The organism is Streptococcus mitis (assembly GCF_003942685.1).
In the GTDB taxonomy this organism is placed as follows: Bacteria; Bacillota; Bacilli; order Lactobacillales; family Streptococcaceae; genus Streptococcus; species Streptococcus mitis_CD.
The window spans coordinates 1-17,639 of the sequence record NZ_RJNR01000021.1 but is presented as its reverse complement, the minus strand read 5'-3'; the positions used below and the strand labels follow the sequence as shown (position 1 = coordinate 17,639).

At 38.9% G+C, this 17,639-nt stretch carries 8 protein-coding genes; 1 reads left to right on the top strand and 7 read right to left on the bottom strand.

Going from position 1 to position 17,639, the window contains the following annotated elements; genetic code table 11:
* The 5 genes from D8855_RS09690 to D8855_RS09670 all read right to left on the bottom strand — a co-directional run.
* Positions 1-4,618, bottom strand: a 4,618-nt coding sequence (locus D8855_RS09690; protein WP_125417148.1) for a mucin-binding protein, incomplete at its 3' end; no start/stop codon positions are given.
* A gap of 257 nt (positions 4,619-4,875) precedes the next feature.
* Positions 4,876-6,219: an asparagine--tRNA ligase gene (gene asnS / locus D8855_RS09685; RefSeq protein ID WP_000167160.1), complete on the bottom strand. Its 1,344-nt coding sequence runs from the start codon at positions 6,217-6,219 to the stop codon at positions 4,876-4,878.
* Positions 6,220-6,241: 22 nt separating this feature from the next.
* Positions 6,242-7,420 (bottom strand): pyridoxal phosphate-dependent aminotransferase, encoded by a 1,179-nt coding sequence (locus D8855_RS09680; RefSeq protein WP_004263279.1) that lies wholly within the window; start codon positions 7,418-7,420, stop codon positions 6,242-6,244.
* Positions 7,417-7,905, bottom strand: coding sequence for a cell wall elongation regulator TseB-like domain-containing protein (locus D8855_RS09675; protein WP_042750837.1), 489 nt, complete (start codon positions 7,903-7,905; stop codon positions 7,417-7,419). The genes D8855_RS09680 and D8855_RS09675 overlap by 4 nt, the downstream gene beginning before the upstream one ends.
* 185 nt (positions 7,906-8,090) lie before the next feature.
* Positions 8,091-9,287: an MFS transporter gene (locus D8855_RS09670; protein WP_125417147.1), complete on the bottom strand. Its 1,197-nt coding sequence runs from the start codon at positions 9,285-9,287 to the stop codon at positions 8,091-8,093.
* Between the two features lie 415 nt (positions 9,288-9,702).
* Between D8855_RS09670 and D8855_RS09665 the strand changes: the two genes are divergently transcribed.
* Complete coding sequence (locus D8855_RS09665; RefSeq protein ID WP_120718607.1) at positions 9,703-10,251, top strand: NADPH-dependent FMN reductase; 549 nt, start codon at positions 9,703-9,705, stop codon at positions 10,249-10,251.
* Between the two features lie 120 nt (positions 10,252-10,371).
* Here D8855_RS09665 and D8855_RS09660 read toward each other — a convergent pair whose 3' ends face one another.
* Together D8855_RS09660 and D8855_RS10595 are read right to left on the bottom strand one after the other, a co-directional pair.
* A complete protein-coding gene (locus D8855_RS09660; protein WP_125417146.1) occupies positions 10,372-14,247 on the bottom strand; it encodes a mucin-binding protein in 3,876 nt (1,291 codons plus the stop codon).
* A 151-nt stretch (positions 14,248-14,398) separates the two neighbouring features.
* Positions 14,399-17,639 (bottom strand): mucin-binding protein (locus D8855_RS10595; protein ID WP_419991690.1); only part of this gene is annotated, 3,241 nt, incomplete at its 5' end.

The following is a 17,639-nucleotide window of genomic DNA, read 5'->3' as shown; positions in this document are numbered from 1 at the left end:
TCCATGATCCGATTGGTTTGTAAACGTATGTTACTGTTGAACCATCTTTTCCAATCTTACCTTTAGCTTCTCCTTCAACACGAACTAGTAGGTGTCCTGGAATAACTTTTCCACTTGTAGAGTACTCATCTCCCACTTTTCCTTCTGTTGTTTCTGAAGGGATTAAGTCTTTGCCTTTTTCATCTACATATTTAACTACCAAGTTTGCTTTGTTTGCTACGTAGTTAATTACTGTATCTTGACTTGGATCTGTTGGGATGTTTGGTACTACATATCCTTTTGATGGATCTTTCGGATCAACTGGTTTAAGTGGGTTGCCATCTTTATCTTCTGGAGTGAATCCTGGAACGTATGGTAACACTTCTGTTGGTTGTCCTGGTTTTGTTGGATCTTGTGGGTCATTTGGATACTTGATTGGAGTTGTTGGTTGACCTGGGATGTTTGGAATCCATGATCCGATTGGTTTGTAGGTTACTACTTCTGTAGCATCTTTTGAATCCGCAGTTACTTTTGTAGTTGATACACTTGCTTTGTCAGCTAAGTATCCTTTAACTACTGGTGATTTAACTTCAGCTAAGTCTTGAGCTGGAGTCCAATCTCCGTAAGTCACTTCACCTGTTACTAAGTTGACCTTAGCTTCACGTGTAAATTTAGCTTCTTGTGTTACTGTTTTTGGTGTTCCATCTTCATTTAATACTGGAGTTCCATCTTCGTACACATAAGTGATTGTACGTGTAACAGTTTTGTTTAGATCTTTTTCTTCCAAGCCAGCTGGGTATTTAGGTCCATCTGGGTTATTTGGATCTACTGGAGTTCCTGGTGTTTTTGGTTGATCTGGTGTTACTGTAACTTCTTTAGCTTTAAGCGTTACTTTGAACTCTTGATCTGTATCTTTATCTTTATCGAACTTACCACCTTCTGGGTATGTATTAGATACTAATTCATATCCTTTGTTTTCAAGTTCTTTGATTTTCGCTTTTACATCAGCCTCTTTTGTAAGTGGTGTATCTGAGTCACCTTCTTCAGTAATAGCATCAACACCTGGAATTGGGTTTCCTTTTTCATCTACGAAAGTTGTTTTAGCTTTTTGAGTATCTTTTACGTAGTTAATCGGCGTACTTTGAGTTGGATCGTTTGGAATATCTGGAATGACATATCCTTTAGTTGGATCTTGTGGATCTACTGGTTTAAGTGGTTGTCCATTTCCATCTTTTGGAGTCATACCTGGTACGTATGGTAATACCGGTTTATCAGTTCCTGGTTTTGTTGGATCATCTGGATTATTCGGATATTTGATTGGGTTTGTTGGTTGTCCCGGGATATTTGGTACCCATGATCCTAGTGGTTTGTATGTTACTACTTCTTTAATATCTTCAGAATCACCTGTTACATTTACCACCGCAACACTTGCTTTGTCAGCTAAGTATCCTTTAACTACTGGTGATTTAACTTCAGCTAAGTCTTGTGCTGGTGTCCAGTCTCCGTATGTAACTTCTCCTGTTACCAAGTTCACTTTTGCTTCACGTGTGAATTTAGCTTCTTGTGTTACTGTTTTTGGTGTTCCATCTTCATTTAATACTGGAGTTCCATCTTCGTACACATAAGTGATTGTACGTGTTACTGTTTTGTTTAGATCTTTTTCTTCCAAGCCAGCTGGGTATTTAGGTCCGTCTGGGTTGTTTGGATCTACTGGAGTTCCTGGTGTTTTTGGTTGATCTGGTGTTACTGTAACTTCTTTTTGTTTAAGTGTTACTTTGAACTCTTGATCTGTATCTTTATCCGTATCGAACTTACCACCTTCTGGGTATGTATTAGATACTAATTCATATCCTTTGTTTTCAAGTTCTTTGATCTTAGCTTTAACATCAGCTTCTTTTGTTAATGGAGTTTCTGATCCACCTTGTTCAGTAATTTCAGCTACCCCTGGAATTGCATTTCCTTTTTCATCTACAAATGTTGTTTTCGCTTTTTGAATTGCTGTATATTTAACAACATATTCGTAATCTTCATCTGTAGCTGTTGTTGCTTGTACTGGTACTTTTTCAACACTTGCGATGTAACCTTCTTTTTGTGGTACTGCAAGTTCTGGAAGATCAGTACTTTGACCATTAGTTCCTTTCCAGTTAATATAAACTGGTTTGTCTTCAGAGTTAATTACCGCTTTACCTTGTGCAGTTAACTTGATTGAACCTGTGTAACTTACAGTTTGTTTTTGTGATGGGAATACATCAGTACCCGCTAAGCCTGCAACATTGTCAGCGTATACAAATTTAATTGTACGGTTTACTTCTTCTACTTTTGTTTTCTTAACATAATCATACTCTGCTGGGGTAACAAATGCAGATCCATTTATACCTTTAGCTTTTAATTCTTCTTCAGAATATAAATCTCTTGCTCTTGTCTTCGTAACACTTAGTGTACCTTTTACGTTTTCAGGAGGAAGATCTGCAAGAATGTATTCTTCTCCGTTAACTTCTTTAACTAAGTCTACGTGATCATTACTTACATCATATTTGTTTCCAAGTACATTAGTGTAATCTTTTGAACCATCTTCACTTAAAGGAATATTCCCCGTATATCTTGTTGGTTCAAAACCTATAACTTCACCTGTCACTAAATCTTTGAATGTTCTAACAACAGCACCTGTTGGTGGCTCACCTTGAACTTTACCATCACCTTTAACACTCCAACCGTTTGGCACTGTAGTTATAACATCTTCTTTCTCACCGTTAATAGATTCTCCACCTGATACAGTAAGAGTTGCTGCAGTTTTATCGTTTCCTACATAACCTTGTTTAATTAATCCATTTTCATAAGTAATATTAGAATATTCACTTGTTAGAGTTTTGTCTTTTATTACTTTTTCAATACCTAAAGATTGAAGAGGCATAGAGACTATAGAATCTTCTTGAATAGTTCCTTCTGTAACAGTAAGTTCTAATTCCGTTGGTGAAATTAATCTAGGTGTTAATGTAAAACCAGTATCTCGACCATCTTGTAAAATCCATACATTGTTTTCATTAGCTCTAGCATTAGACCAACGGTTTTGCGGGCGATATGTAATACTATCTCCTTTATTAGGGTTAATAGTAGACGCTGTATTTAATCCATTTACAAAGTTAGAACTTCCTTCAAGTTCTTTGAATTCAGTAAAATCTGCATTTGGAAGTTTGATTGTAAATTTAGATCCTACTCCATAACGAACATCTGAATCAGTTTTTAATACGATTGAATCACTTCTACCTATTTGCTCATTGTTAAGGTATGTCAATCCATTGTTTTCACTTAGTGATGCACTCGTACCTTGTTTTTGATAGCTAGGTTGTTGACCTTTTCTTGTATAAGTATGTTCCAGAACTGTACGCCCATCAATTTTAATAGTCGCTGTATACGGAGTGTCTTTTGAAATTTGTGGAGCTAAATATCCATCACCCGATAAATTACTCGCTCCAAACGACACATTCGGATAGTCTTTTACTTTATCGTTCCACTCGATGTTGTAAGTATATGTTCCAGTTTCGTTAGCTACCGCTGGTTGCTCAGCAACACGTTGGTCATAAGTCATACCACGTTGTGTACGTTGTGCCCAATATGGTACAGATTTATTATTGTTGTTTCCTGTAGTTGTTTTAAAGTCGATAGATTTAACTTTACCAACTACTGTTCCATCAGTCGCTCTGATTTCCGTATTTACTGCCAAACCAGCACCTAACTCAGCTAAGTTAGTAAGTTCAATTTTTGTAATAGAACCCGCTTTAAGAGTTGATGTACTAATAGTAGTATCAAATCCCCATCCTGTAGGAGCCGTATTATCTGCATTCATATCAACATAAGCGTTTGTTACAGCTTTAACTGTTTCTCCATCTTTAAAAACATCTTTACCTGTAATTTTTGATGCAGTAGCAGCTAATACCGATTCTACTTTACCTGCATGGCCAGCACGTTTCATTTCCGTATAAACTGCTTCAATGGCAGCAGAAAGACGATTCACTTGAGCTACCATTTGATCTTTAGATGCATCGGATGAAAGCAAATCATTAGACTTCGCTGCTTCAAGTTTCACTGCCTCAATCTTAACCGCAAGTTCTTTTTTAGCCGATTCATCTTTGACTTCTTTATCTGAGAAGTTTGAGGCTACAGATGCCATAACATCAGCTTCTGAAGTCAATTGAGTAAGAACTGTCTTCACTTCATCTTGTGCTTTTTCTGTTTCGATCTTCGCAGTTTTTTCTTTATCTGTTTCTTTTTTATCAGTTTGATCTTTAGCTGGCTTTTCTTTTTCAGCTTTAACGGTAACTTCTTTTTCTGCTACAGGTTTAGCTTCAGTTTTAGCATCTTCTTTTACTTCAGGTTTTTCATCTGCTTTTACAGCATCAATCTTTAATTCAGGAAGTTCTTCAACAACGGGTGTTGTTGAACCAGAATCAGATTTCTGTTTATCAGAATTTGTAACTTCTGTAGCCTTTGCAGAACCAGTGTTTGTCTCATCAGCTTTAACAGCATTTGCTCCTAAAAGAAGAGCAGTCCCCAAAAGAACACTAGCTGCACCAAAACTATACTTACGAATAGAAAAGCGCTGGGCTCTTCTACCATGGTATTTTTCCATTCTTGAATACATGTTTTCTCCTTATTTATATATATATGTTAATTTAGAATAAGGTTGAAGTCCTTCATGTTCCCTGCCTCTCCTGCTAAAGAAAGCCTTCTTTAACGAAACTACAACACAATACTCATTATCCAATTTTACCATATATTTTTAACATCAGTCAACCAAAAAGATCTATATATTCTCGCTTTTTGTATAATATTTTTGTACCCAAAATACAAAAAGAAGGAATTACCCTTCTTTTTATTATAATAACTTTTTTATTTTATTTACGGTTTGATACGGTGCAACATACGTGGGAATGGGATGGCTTCACGGATGTGTTTTGTTCCTGCTGCGAAGGTTACCATACGCTCGATACCGATTCCAAATCCACCATGTGGAACTGTACCATATTTACGAAGGTCAAGGTAGAATTCATATTCTGTACGATCCATGCCAAGTTCATCCATTTTTGCGACAAGGGCATCATAGTCTTCCTCACGCATAGACCCTCCGATGATTTCTCCATATCCCTCTGGAGCAAGCAAGTCTGCACAAAGCACGCGCTCTGGATTTCCAGGAACTGGTTTCATGTAGAAGGCCTTGATGGCTGCTGGGTAGTTCATGACAAATGTTGGCACACCAAAGTGGTTTGAAATCCAAGTTTCATGTGGTGAACCAAAGTCATCTCCATGCTCAAGATGCTCGTAGTCAGCGTCTTCATCATTTTCATGCTCTTGCAAGAGGTCAATGGCTTGATCGTAAGTGATGCGTTTGAATGGCTCTGCAATGTAGCGTTTCAAGAGTTCTGTATCACGTTCCAATGTTTCCAAGGCTTGAGGCGCACGGTCAAGAACACCTTGTAGAAGAGCTTTCACATAAGCTTCTTGCAAGTCAAGCGACTCATCATGTGTCAAGTAGGAGTACTCTGCGTCCATCATCCAGAACTCAGTCAAGTGACGGCGTGTTTTTGATTTTTCAGCACGGAATACTGGACCAAAGTCAAAGACACGACCAAGTGCCATAGCTCCTGCTTCCAAGTAAAGCTGACCTGATTGGCTCAAGTAGGCTGGCGTTCCGAAGTAGTCAGTTTCAAAGAGTTCAGTTGAATCTTCTGCCGCGTTTCCTGAAAGAATTGGGCTATCAAACTTCATAAAGCCGTTCTTGTCAAAGAACTCATATGTTGCATAAATGATAGCGTTACGGATTTGCATCACCGCTACTTGCTTACGAGAACGGAGCCACAAGTGACGGTTGTCCATCAAGAAGTCTGTTCCGTGTTCTTTTGGTGTGATTGGGTAGTCTTGAGATTCACCGATCACTTCGATGTCTGTAATATCCAACTCATAGCCAAACTTAGAACGTTCGTCTTCTTTAACAATACCTGTCACATAGACAGACGTTTCTTGGCTCAAGCGTTTGATGACATCAAACTTCTCAAGCCCCACTTCTTCACCAAATTTTTCTACAAAGTTTGGTTTAAAGGCTACACCTTGGAAGAAGGCTGTCCCGTCACGCAATTGCAAGAAGGCGATTTTCCCTTTTCCTGATTTGTTGGCAACCCAAGCGCCAATCGTCACTTCTTGACCAACATAGTCTTTTACATCAATAATCGTTACACGTTTTGTCATTATTTTTCCTTTTCTTTTTCTTTTATTTTTCCATAAATGCTTTCAAGCGGTTAACTGCTTCTTTAAGCGTGTCTAGGTCTGTCGCATAGCTGAGACGCACATTTTCTGGCGCTCCAAAGCCTGCTCCTGTTACCAAGGCCACTTCGGCTTCTTCTAGGATAGCGGTTGTAAAGTCTGTCACATCCGTATAGCCTTTCATCTCCATTGCCTTTTTGACATTTGGGAAGAGATAGAAGGCTCCTTGCGGTTTGACCACTTCAAATCCTGGCACCTCAGCAAGTAGGGGATAGATGGTATTGAGACGTTCTTCAAAAGCCTGACGCATGCTTTCTACAGTATCTTGCTCACCTGATAGAGCCTCAACTGCTGCATACTGGGCTACTGCTGACGGATTCGAAGTTGTTTGACCTGCAATCTTGGACATGGCAGCGATAATATCTGCTTCTCCGACGGCATAGCCAATCCGCCAACCAGTCATAGCATAGGTTTTAGACACACCATTGATAACCACTGTTTGCTTGCGAATTGCTTCTGATAGACTAGAAATAGGTGTGAACTCATGGCCATTATATACCAAGCGCCCATAGATATCGTCTGCTAGGATGAGAATATCATTTTCTACAGCCCAGTTCCCGATTGCTAAGAGTTCCTCACGGGTGTAAATCATACCTGTCGGATTAGATGGTGAATTCAGCACCAAAACCTTGGTCTTGTCTGTGCGAGCTGCTTCTAACTGCTCTACAGTCACCTTAAAGTGATTGTCTTCCTTAGCAGGAACAAAGACTGGCACACCCTCTGCCATCTTAACCTGATCTCCATAGCTGACCCAGTAGGGGGTTGGGATGATAACTTCATCACCTGGATTGACCACAGCCATAAAGAAGGTATAGAGAGAATATTTTGCTCCTGCAGCTACTGTCACTTGATTTGGCACTACAGAATAGCCGTAAAAGCGCTCAAAGTAGGTATTGACTGCTGCCTTGAGCTCTGGCAGGCCTGAGGTTACTGTATAAAAAGAAGCACGCCCATCTTGAATCGATGCAATGGCGGCATCTTGGATATTTTTTGGAGTAGTGAAATCTGGCTCACCCAAGGTTAGAGACAAGATATCTCTTCCCTCAGCCTTCAGTGCTTTGGCACGGGCTCCAGCAGCCAAGGTCACACTTTCTTCCATTTCTAAAACACGGTTGGATAGTTTCATAGGCCCTCCTTATTGACCAATGCTCCTGTTTCAAAATCTACTAGATAAAAATCAGATCCTGACTTGACTTCCCAGATTGGCTTGTCTTGATAACGGCCAAAGGTAATTTTGTCAATCTCGCCAGCTCCTTTTTCCTTAGAAACCGCTTCTGCTTTTTCTTGTGAAATACCCTGATTTAGCTGATAAACGTAAATCTTATGGTCATCTTTTCCAATCAGGACAGCAAGTGCTTCTTGCTGTTTATTACGACCAAGAACGCTGTAATAAGATTCCAAGCCATTGTATAAATCAACCTGATCAGCCTGCTCTAATCCTGCATACTGCTGAGCTAATTTTTCTCCTTCACTTTTAGCTGTTTGATAAGGTTTCATGCTAAGAGAAACCAGATACAGAAAGGAAGCACTGATAACCACAAACAAAATCGTCATCCCTAGACCATACTGCCACAGTAGATTATTTTTTGCTTTATTTTGTCTTGTTTTCACTCGTCTATTTTACCATCTATTGGGCTTTATTACAAGTGAATGCAAGAACAATCGTATTTTATTTCTTCCTTCAAAGTAAACCGATTTTTCTTGTTTAAAACCGAGAGAGAAAAGCATAGACACAAGCGAAATCACCGTATTAAAAAACCTGAGCTTGCACTCAAGTTTTCAGAAATTCTTTTAATCTATGGAATCATTTTATCATCTATTCTTTTAGCCATTTTTCCTAAAAAGATAGTCAGTAGAAGGCTAATCATGACTAAAAAGGATCCTAGATAAAGAAATGTTACTACAAAGCCTAAATTGTCAATCAACCAGCCTGTCAGTGGGAAGAAGACAATCATACTTAGGCTAAACATCATTGAGTAGACACTCAGCATGGTTGCCCTTACTTTACTTGGGAGGCGCTCTTGCAAATCATTATCAAAAATCGGCTGAAAAAGAGCATATAGAGCATTACTCATCAAATAAACCAAAATATAGATTAGAGGTGTTCCAAAGTAGGACAGCAGGTAGGTAACTCCAGTCAGCAGGACGAGGATAGGGAAAATCTTCAAGGCGGCATATTTCTTTCCAATCTTACTCGCTAGATAGACTGCGACAATATTCAAGAGACTTCCAAGTAGCATAACTGCTGAAATTTGCCAACTACTTAAATCTGGTAACTGATTTTGATAGTAAAAATAAAACATGCACATGAGTGTACCAACAATCTGAGACAAAATCATCCAGTTGAAGAGCATGGGATTTCGCTCCAACTCTTCCTTAACAGTCCAAATAATCTGTTTCATGGTCACACTATCAGTTTTTTCTAGCTTGACACTGGGCTCTTTCAGCATCCAAATCAAGACAAGAACTATGATAGAAGTGGCAATCATGATATAGTAGGTCAGGTGCAATTGACCATGGACAAAAAATCCCGCCAACACTGTCCCCAAAGAACGAGTTCCTTCTGCTACTCCTGACATGAAACTTGAAATGGATAGATAGCGCTCCTTTAGCCCAGCCTCTACAGCCGAGTCATAGACCATTGCTGCACTTGTTCCTGAATCAAAATTATAAGACAAGGCACTTATCGCCATAGCTAGCGCATAAATCCAAAAATTTCCCTGCCCAGCCAACATAAGAATAGAAGACACAATCCCTGCTATTCGACTTAAATAAAGGTTGGTCTTATAGGAATAGCGGTCAGCTAACATACCAGATGGAATTTCACAGAGAAGACTGGTCATATGAAAAATACTCTCCAGAAGTCCAATCTGCCAAAGAGACATTCCGTTTTGACTGAGAAAGAGAATCCAAAAACTGGTAATCCCTAGAAATGCAAAAAACTCAACTCCGGCCATCAGGCCAATATTTTTCCGATAATTTCTTATTAACATCTTTTCTCCTTAACAAGTGTATTATTTCTTTTGTCCGTCACTTGTTAATCTTTGCCTTACATGATCTCCACCCCTTTTAGAAGCATTCTTCAATGCCATTATTGTTCCTTTAATGATTTATGAAATGATACCGGAAAATAGCTGTTCTGCGGTTTCTATTGCTAGTTTTCTTGTTTATTTTAGCACTTATGTCATTATATTACAAGAGAATATTGGAATACTCCTATAAAATCAAAGAAAACTAAAATCCAAAAAACAGTTCTTACTTTTCCAGTGGCAACTGACTAGAGTTTCAGCAATTTTATAATTTTCAAATAAACTCTGAGCAAATTTCTTGCAAGTCCTTTTGTTTTGTTGTAATATATTTTATAACAACGAGAGACTTCTCGGAAATTTAAGAAAAAGGAGACACATCATGTCTAAAAAAGTATTATTTATCGTCGGATCACTACGTCAAGGTTCTTTCAACCACCAAATGGCTCTCGAAGCTGAGAAAGCACTTGCTGGTAAAGCAGAGGTTAGCTACCTTGATTATTCAACCCTTCCTCTCTTCAGCCAAGATTTGGAAGTTCCAACACATCCAGCTGTAGCTGCTGCTCGTGAAGCAGTTCTCGCTGCGGATGCCATCTGGATTTTCTCTCCAGTCTATAACTTCTCTATCCCTGGTATGGTGAAAAACTTACTTGACTGGCTATCTCGCGCTCTTGACTTATCTGATACACGTGGCGCTTCTGCCCTTCAAGACAAGTTTGTTACCGTATCATCTGTAGCCAATGCAGGTCACGATCAACTCTTCGCTATTTACAAGGACCTTTTGCCATTCATCCGTACACAAGTCGTTGGTGACTTTACTGCTGCACGTGTCAATGACTCTGCCTGGGCAGACGGAAAATTGGTTCTTGAAGAAACAGTCCTAAACTCACTTGAAAAACAAGCTCAAGACTTGTTCGTAGCAATTCAATAAAAAATAGAAAATTTTAAGAAGTCCTTAATATAAAAATGAGCCACTTTAAATTTAAAGTTGCTCATTTTTTGTGCTATTTAATACTATACTACTAGTTAAATCAGTATTAACACTTTATATTTAGCGATGTCTTCTAGCATGACCACGAGTTCCTGGTCCAGTTCTAATTGGTTTAACTTGTTTACCTGGACGTGAAGGAACATGGTGTACTGGTCCATGATGAGGTCTCGTTAAATGCGGTTTAGGCTGAACACTTGGTTTTGGATGAGTAACAACTACGTTTGGTTTTGTAACAACTCCGACCACATGCGTGTGGCTAGTGGTGCCAGTATGAATGACACTTGTCACCTCTGAATGAGTTTCAGTTTCATTTGTTGTAATAGTGACAATCGGTGTTGTTGGACCCGCTGTTGCCGCATTTGAGGTAACAGTGGTTGTCGTTGTAGTTGTAGTCGTAGCCGTTCCACCAGGAACAGGTTTTGTCTCTGTTTTCTTATTAACAGATGTTTGTGAAGAAAAATCTGTTGGTTTAATTGCAGCCAAGGCTTCAGCTGGAGTTAAGCTAGGTTTTGAATCAGTAGTCGCTACCGGTTTTGGTTGCACAGCTGGTGTTGGTGTAGCTGGAGTAGATACTACTGGTTTAACAGGTGTTACCGGTGCAGGGGCTACTGGTTTCACTGGAGCAACTGGTTGTGGTGTGTCAACAGGCGCTGGAGTTACTGGTGTCGAAATTACTGGTTTGACTGGTGTTGATGGTGCTACCGGTTTTGGTTTAACTACAGGTGCTGGCTTAGCCGGAGTTGACACTGCTGGTTTAACCGGTGTTACTGGTTTTACCGATACGACGGGTTTTGCAACAATTGGTGATGATGCAACAACTGGATTCGGAACAGTCAAAACTGGTTTGATAGAAATTCCATTCCCTAGACTAGAAGGAGTTGCTGCAATAGTTGTTACTCCTTGTGGAGTGACATTTGGTTTATGAACAGTCGTATCCACTGACGCTACTGGTTTATCATCAATTCTTGTGATTTTCCAATTATCATAAATAACTGCACCAGTAACGAGGTTAACTCTCGCCACTCTTTCAAAAACTACAGATCGAACTACATCTTTGAAAGCTTGTTTGCCATCTTTTTGATATTTGTAGTGAATCGTCTGCTTGGTCATTTTTCTCAGTGTATCTAAATTTTCAACCGATTTAGGCCAAACAGGTGACAATGCATCTCCTGCTACTAATGGATTTCCAGCAATTGGTTTTGGATCATCTGCTGTAACAGTCACAACTTTTTCGATTAATTGAACTGAGAATACTTGATCAGTTTGTTTTTCACTGTCGAAACGTTTATCATTAGCATTTGCAAAACCATCATGTACTAATTCATATCCTTGTTTTAGGTACTGATTAATACGAGTTTTTGAATTATAAACAATTGTTTCACCTGGAAGACCAACTACACTATCCACATTTCCTAAAACTTTAGGACTTGTTTCTGTTTGATTGAGGTATTTAACCTGTGCTTTTTGTTGAGCAAGATAATCATAAACAACATGGATATCAGCCTGTGTCAAATATCCCTTACTATTAGCAGGTGTTTGTGACAAGACATATACTACACCATCTTTTTCGAAACGTTCAGGAACTTTAGCAGTCACATCATAGTTATTTCCCAACAAGTTAATGAGATTTGAACTCTTATCATGTGGTGTATTGAATGTTTCTAAAATAGCTTGACTTGTTTTATCACGATACTGAATATCAACTTTACCAAATTTAGCTTCTTCGTACACAGCTACCACGTTAGCTTGAGCTCGTGTAATCGTACCAGATGTCTTCGTATTGCTATAGAAACGATCATTCTGTGCATATTCTTTAAAGACATAATATTTACCATTTGGTGAATGCAATAAATAAGGTGCTGTGATAGATGTTGTTTGAATTCCTTTGTTTTCTTGAACTTCTGTCTCAGTTGTATTTCTCTCTAAAGTAGCTACATAGCTAGTATCAATTTTGGTAGATGGTCTTACAGTAGTGAATTTGTCTTGAAGGATACCTCCATTTTCCACCGCTGCAATGGCAGGAAGAAGCATTTTCCCTTGAGTATCAACGAAGCGAACGGCTACATCTCCATATACAAGGCGTCCATCTGTTCTTACCATATCTGGATTGGCAATTTTCCAATCAGAATCAGCAGCTTGTTCGTATTGGTCTGTAAGATTTTTACCTTTGGCATCAACAACTGTCAATGTCCCTGGAACATTTGATTTAAAACCATTTCTAGCTTCATTCAGATAATTAACTGTGTGACTTGTCGGAACACGGTCAACTCCAAAGTCTTTTGTACGTAATACATAAGTTCTTCCAGCCAACATCTTTCCAGATACCAATTCAAAGGTTAATTCATTATCTGCTGCCTTAAGAATCTTGAATTTGGCATGTTGACCAGGCTCTTCACGAGGTGCCTCCAAAATAACATTATGGCGATTTACCCTTGTTCTTGATGTATCAGGGCTAGTATTTATCATTTCGACATTGTGGGCACCACGTTCAACAAATTCACCGACAGTAGCAAACTTATTGAATTCTGTATCATTGATACGAACGGTGAAACGGGTCCCTGCACTAAAGTTTGATTTCCATGTTCCGATACGAAGAGTGCTGTTATATGTTTTGATACTACCATCATCATCCAACATAACATCACCTGTGAAGTTAGCTGTAGCTGGTGTATCATAAACTTTAGGTGCTCCTATATCTGTTTTAATCACAGTGTAATTCTTAGTGACTACATTTTGACCATTAACTGAAATAACACCAGTTACAGACTTATCCACGTTCACTCGAGGATAACGAATTCCACCTCTGTATTGAAGTTCAAAAGTAACATCGTCTAAGCGTTCAATTTCGTCAGTGAAACGGTATGTTGCTTCAATATGACTTCCTTTGTCAACTAAATCCCATGATTCTTTTGTGTCCAGAGCAACGTCACGATCTCCACGTGAAGCCCAGTATGAAAGGCTTCCAGCTTTGGCATTATCATTTTTCTGAACCAGACTCACTCGTTCTGCAAATACTTTACCTTCAGCAACCAATTTTTGAGGAAGATTATTGTCTTGCGGTAATTCCTTCAAGCCAATTGTGAAGATATCTCCCTTATGATAGGCACCATTTTTAAATTTTAATTGGAAACGATAATCAGCAATACCTGTTGAAGTCACACGATCCGCCATATCGATTGTACCACTGGCAATAATATTTCCATTATCGATAGCTACATCTTGTGTTTGAATTGGCGATAGACTAGCGCTAATTTTCTTGCCATGTCCTGCACGTTGCAACTCAGTATACACTGTTTCGATAGCTGAATACAGTTGATTTAATTGAGTCTTAAGATTTTCTGCACTAACAGATGAATCTTTTAACAAGGCTTTTGATTGTGAAATCTGAATGGTGGCTGCCTTAACAGCTGCTTGAACTAAGGCTTTTTCTTCAGCTTTACGTTCTGCTTCTTGAGAATAACGTAAAGCGACTTGATTTAAAACTTCTGCTTCTGATACAACCTGATCCAAAGTAATTTTTTCGATTGATTTTTCTTCTTTTACCTTTTCACTTGAAGCAGGTGAAGTAGTTTTTTCTTCGCTAGGTTTTACTTCTTTAGAAGTTAATTCTTTTGAGTCAGAATTTTTTGTCTCAGCTGCCACTTTAGATTCTGCTTCCTTTTTTAGAAGGGCATTGACATCTAATTCTTCTTTTTCCAAAACTGGAGCTTGAAGAGTGGAAGACAATTCTGCTAATTTTTCCTCTGAATTTTTTTGCTTGGTATCGTCTGGGTTTTCAGATACTTTTTGTTCTTCTTTTTCAGTACGATGCAAATATACTTTCTGTTCATCTGCACCCACATCGGAATAAGTACCAAAAACCATCAAGGCAGCTACAGCAACAGATACTGCACCAAAACTTGATTTTCTAATGGAATACTTGTTTACCTTATTCATTTGATTCCGTTTTACTCTTGAATACATATTTTTTCTCTCTAACTATTTTATGATAAAAAAGGGAGTGGAATTGATGCTGTATTGACATACATTCTCACTCCCTAAAACACTACACTTACAATATTTTGTCGTCTAGAGTTTTGTTTTGATTTTATTCATCTCGTTTTGCTTTTCCAACTAAACTGAATCCAGCAATTAGGCCAAGCACTCCTAGAGCTTGAGCCATACCAGAAGAGCGACCTGCAGTTTTTGGAAGGTCTTTTTCTCCCTCTTTTGGAGCTGGCGTTGGCGTTGGAACTGCTGATGGCACTTTTGGAGCTGGCGTTGGAACCGGAGTTGGTGTAACTTGTGGAATTGGTTGAACATTTCTATAAGTTACAGTTACAACTTGATTTCCAGTTTCTGCTGTAATTCCTTGAACCGAATCTACCTTAGCAAGATCAGGATTGTATCCTGCAATGGTTGGAGACACCACTTCGTCAAAACTTGTTACTCCATCTTCAGAAACCCAAGATGTACTTGTAGTTTTACCTGTTACATTATCGATACTTAACATACGTGAAAAACTTACTTGATCATGGTGATCTTCACTTGCTTTTGTACCATCTGCAAATACATAATGGATCGTTCTCTCTACTACTTTAGGAACATCTTTTTTAACAGTGATCTTATGTTTCAATAGAACTGTATAGTCTTGAACTTTAGTTTCATCTGTATCAAAAGTTGCATCTGTAGGGAAACCATCTTTCTGTAATAAGTACCCTTTTTCTATCAATGATTTCAAAACAGTTTCTGTCGTATAAGCAATCTTTTCTCCAGATTTACCAGTAACATTGTCTGTATGAACGACCTCATCCTTATTATCAACATCTATATAACGAACCACTGCAACTTGATCTTTCTTGACGTAAATTACCTTTGTATCTTCACCTGGATTTTCAGGTGTGACACTTGTACGCTCTGGTTTGTAGCCTACAATTTCAGGTACTGCAGTTTCTCCAGCTTTACGAGGATCATTTGCATCATTCATGTATTGTGGTTGAGGAGCATTTACAATCACATTTCCAGAAGCATCTACTGGAATGATTTTACCCAAAGCTTTATATGTAACTGTATCTGTTGCTTTTGGTGAATCTGGCGTAACTGTCTTAGCACCAGCTTCTGATTTATCAGCAAAATATCCTGCCACAACTGGGACTTTAACTATGCCATAGGTATGGTTCTTGTTTTCCCAAGTTGTTTCTTTAGTCGCTTCATTATATGATCCCTTGAAGACAAAATCATTTTGCACATTATCTTTAGGAGTTGCAGAATCTGCACCAGTAAAGCTCACAGTTTGCTCTGTTTCCTTAGATACTGGATCAATAATTTCATTATATGTTACAAAGGTATCTTTTCCGATACGATCAGGATCAGATTCATCATTTGGTTCGATTGTCTTGTCAACAATATTATATCCCCAAACAGTTGGTTGCGTATTATTTAATACATGGAATTTTGGAGCCGCAGGAATTTTTGTTTCCGCTGCTTTTGTTGCATCGTTTGGATCATTATCATAGTACTTATAGAGAGCGTCTTCAATGTTTTGTACAACCTCTCCTTGTTCATTGATATATTGTCCTTTATTATTGACTGCTACAATACGTCCCATTTCTTTCAAGTCGACATTAACTTCTGTATCTTGAGGAGAATTTGGGTTAACCTCCATCGTTCCTATTTTATTCACAGTAGCATAGAATTTTGGTGTAATAGGAGTTCGTACTGCTTTGAACACTGCATTAACAGATGAATCAGCTTCTGAATTAGTTGAACTATCTGGCTCTGCTACAGTGGCACGTTTACCTCTTGATGAACGACGTACTGAACGCTCACCATTTTCTGTCACAGTTAAGCCTAATGGAGACTCTTGAGAATTAGTAACTTGTGGAGCTAAAGCTAGTCTTACACTAGATGATCTTACAACTCTTGTTACACTATTATTTGCTACTGTAGGAGTTGTAGCTGATGGTTGAGATGCTACTGGAGCTACAACATCTTGGTTTTTAATACCAGTAATCTTCCATTGTTCATAATTGATATCACCAGAAACCAAATTCACAAGAGCATTTCTTTCATAGCTGATATGTTGATCAATCGTTCCATATGCAGCTTTTCCATTTTTAAGGTAACGGAAGTTGATACGACGAGTTATTGTTTGAGTCAATTTCTCCATTCTCTCGACAGTACGTGGCCAATTTGGTGTATTTGGTTGTCCTGGATTGACTGGGGTGTTTGGTTGTGGTTTAGGATCTTTCGGTGTTACACGTTCAACACGTTCTGAAAGGGTTACAGTGTAGACTTGGTCACGTGCTGTATCGTAGTCATAAACCTTCGCACCACCCGCTGTGAATTCATCGCTGACAAGCTTGTAGCCTTGTTTCTTGAATTCTGTGATTTGACTTGTTGTGCTGTAGGCAATGGCTTCACCTGACTTACCTGTCACTTCATCTGTTGTGAGAACACGGTTACCGTTAGTGCTTACATAACGGATAACAGCTTTTTGAGCATCCTTACGGTAAGTAACTGTTTCAACACGGTCTTGGTCTTTAGCTTGAACTCCACTTACAGCTGGGATTTCTGATTTATCCGCTGTGTAACCTGCGATGGTTGGAGAGACCACTTTATCAAACGTATCATCATTAGTTGTCCAGTCTTGGAAGAAAATTTGACCAGTCACTAGGTTAATACGACTCCAACGTTTGAAGTTCAGTGTTTCAACCACATCATCCTTAGCCTTGCTTCCATCTTCGTAAACATAATGGATGGTACGGCTAACACTTTCCTTGTTATCCAAATCATGAACACTAGCTGGCCAACGTGGGCTATCTGGTTGTCCTGGATTGATTGGTGTGTTTGGTTGTGGGGTTGGGTTATCTGGGTTAACTGGTTCAACACGTTCTGAAAGGGTTACAGTGTAGACTTGGTCACGTGCTGTATCGTAGTCATAAACCTTCGCACCACCTGCTGTGAATTCATCGCTAACAAGCTTATAACCTTGTTTCTTGAATTCTGTGATTTGACTTGTTGTGCTGTAGGCAATGGCTTCGCCTGACTTACCTGTTACTTCATCTGTTGTGAGAACATGGTTACCGTTAGTGCTTACGTAACGGATAATTGCTTTTTGAGCATCCTTACGGTAAGTAACTGTTTCAACACGGTCTTGGTCTTTCGCTTGAACTCCACTTACAGCTGGGATTTCTGATTTATCCGCTGTGTAACCTGCGATGGTTGGAGAGACCACTTTATCAAACGTATCATCATTAGTTGTCCAGTCTTGGAAGTCAATATGACCTGTTACCAAGTTGACATTGCTCCAACGTTTGAAGTTCAGTGTTTCAACCACATCATCCTCC

Bases quoted from the DNA above. Each gene is read 5' to 3' on its own strand.
- asnS (WP_000167160.1), bottom strand. From the start codon at position 6,219: ATGACAAAACGTGTAACGATTATTGATGTAAAAGACTATGTTGGTCAA.
- D8855_RS09680 (WP_004263279.1), bottom strand. From the start codon at position 7,420: ATGAAACTATCCAACCGTGTTTTAGAAATGGAAGAAAGTGTGACCTTG.
- D8855_RS09670 (WP_125417147.1), bottom strand. From the start codon at position 9,287: ATGTTAATAAGAAATTATCGGAAAAATATTGGCCTGATGGCCGGAGTT.
- D8855_RS09665 (WP_120718607.1), top strand. From the start codon at position 9,703: ATGTCTAAAAAAGTATTATTTATCGTCGGATCACTACGTCAAGGTTCT.
- D8855_RS09660 (WP_125417146.1), bottom strand. From the start codon at position 14,247: ATGAATAAGGTAAACAAGTATTCCATTAGAAAATCAAGTTTTGGTGCA.